Annotated in this window: 1 protein-coding gene; it reads right to left on the bottom strand. The window is 63.6% G+C overall.

Annotated features, from left to right (window positions below; translation table 11 throughout):
* Positions 1–105: 105 nt before the first annotated feature.
* Positions 106–1,875, bottom strand: a complete 1,770-nt coding sequence (locus L0G76_RS15925; RefSeq protein ID WP_304358104.1) for an MDR family MFS transporter — start codon at positions 1,873–1,875, stop codon at positions 106–108.
* Positions 1,876–2,029 lie beyond the last annotated feature (154 nt).

The following is a 2,029-nucleotide window of genomic DNA, read 5'->3' as shown; positions in this document are numbered from 1 at the left end:
CCCCTCCGCCCGGGACGCAGCCGGTGGGTCGGTTACCCGGGGTAAACACTGCGGGCGCCGACTGTGCACCTGGGGGCGCCCGAATGTGTCCGCGAGGAGGGTCGCCTACCTGAGGCGGTACTCTGCCTTCTGCGGATCCGTTCCCAACTCTGGTCGGTGCTGAGCAACTGCGTGGTCGCCCGGTTCCACTTGGCCACCTGGTTCCACCTCGACGCTGACCGTGCTCAATCGCTGAGGACTGTGCCCATCGGCCGGTGCCGAGTCCGGCGAAGGGTTCACGACGCCTCGGCTCGGACCACCCATATCGTCACCGTAGACAGCTTCACCGCGAGCCACCATGCCGGCGACGTCGGAGAGTTTGAGCTGCGGCAGGAAGCAGGCGAGGACGAAGGCGACGAGGAACACCGGCACCATGTACCAGAACGACGGTGCCAGAGCATCCGCGTAGGCATTGACGACCAGATCGTGGATGGGCCCGGGCAGCGAGGACACGGACTCCGGGGTCAGCGAATCGGTGCTCGTACCGCCGGCGGCAGCGGCACCGCCGGGTGCCTGCGACATGGCGTCGCCGACCTTGTCGGCCAGCCGGGAGGTGAAGATCGACCCGAACAGCGCCGTGCCCACCGAGGCACCGATCTCGCGGAAGTAGTTGTTCGTCGAGGTCGCGGTGCCCACCATCTCCGGGGCCACGGAGTTCTGGATGACGAGGACGATGATCTGCATGACCAGACCGAGGCCGAAGCCCATGGTGAAGATCATGCAGCCGATGAGGACCATCGAGGTATCGGCCGTCATGGTCGTCATCCACGCCAACGCCAGACCGGCAATGAGCGTGCCGAAGAGCGGGTAGATCTTGTACTTGCCGGTCTTCGACACGATGAAGCCCGAGACGATCGAGGTCAGCATGACGCCGGCCATCATCGGGAGCATGAGCAGCCCGGAACCTGTCACATCCGTACCGGATGCCATCTGCATGAACGTCGGGAGGAATGCCATCGCCGAGAACATGCCCAGGCCCAGCAGCAGGCCGATGACCGTCGAGAGGACGAAGGTCCGGTTCTTGAACAGGGTGATCGGGATGATCGGGTTGCTGACCTTGGACTCGACGTAGACGAAGAGGAGCGCCGAGACGACGGTGCCGATGATCAGGGAGATGATGGTCGGCGAGTTCCAGTCGTAGTCGTGGCCGCCCCAGCTGGTCACGAGGATCAGCTGGGAGGTCGCTGCCATCATGAAGATGATGCCGAGGACATCGACCTTCTTCTCGGACTTGTGGCTCGGGAGCTTGAGCGCGAAGAGGGCGATGAAGAAGGCGATGATACCGATGGGAACATTGACCCAGAAGCACCAGCGCCAGTCCATGTGCTGGGTGAAGAATCCGCCCAGGACCGGTCCGAGCACACTGGAGATCGCGAACAGTCCGCCCAGCGGTCCCATGTACTTGCCGCGCTCGCTGGCGGGGATGATGTCGGCGATGATGGCCTGTGACAGGATCATCAGACCGCCGCCGCCCAGTCCTTGGAAGCCGCGCCAGGCGATGAGCTCCCAGAAGTTCTGCGACATGCCGGATCCGAATGAGCCGACGACGAAGATCGCGATCGCGATGAGGAAGATGACCTTCCTGCCCCACATATCGCCGAACTTTCCGTACAGCGGCATGACGATGGTCATCGCCAGCAGGTAGATGGTGACCAGCCAGGCCTGATGCTCGACGCCGTCGAGTTCGCCCACGATCGTCGGCATGGCAGTCGATACGATCGTCTGGTCCAGGGTCGCCAGGAACATGGCGGCCATGAGCGCGGAGAAGATCAGCACGATCGTCTTCTTGGTCAAGACGATCGGTGCCTTCTCGGCAGTTTCGGGTGCTGCACTCATGCGGATTCCTCCTCAAAGATGTCTCGCAGTTCGTCGAACAGTTCCGCGATGACCGGGGCGGGGTCGCCCTCGGCCTTGCGCAGGCGCATGAACGTCGCCTTGATGGACATCATTGCCAGCGCGGCCAGGGCCTCGGCCCGCGCGGAGACCGACA

Origin of the sequence: Brevibacterium picturae (assembly GCF_030453725.1) — a bacterium.
GTDB lineage: Bacteria > Actinomycetota > Actinomycetes > Actinomycetales > Brevibacteriaceae > Brevibacterium > Brevibacterium sandarakinum_A.
This window is presented reverse-complemented; position numbering and strand designations above follow the sequence as displayed.

What these genes read in the sequence shown, in the direction of transcription:
- L0G76_RS15925 (WP_304358104.1), bottom strand. Translation starts at nt 1,875, where the DNA reads ATGAGTGCAGCACCCGAAACTGCCGAGAAGGCACCGATCGTCTTGACC.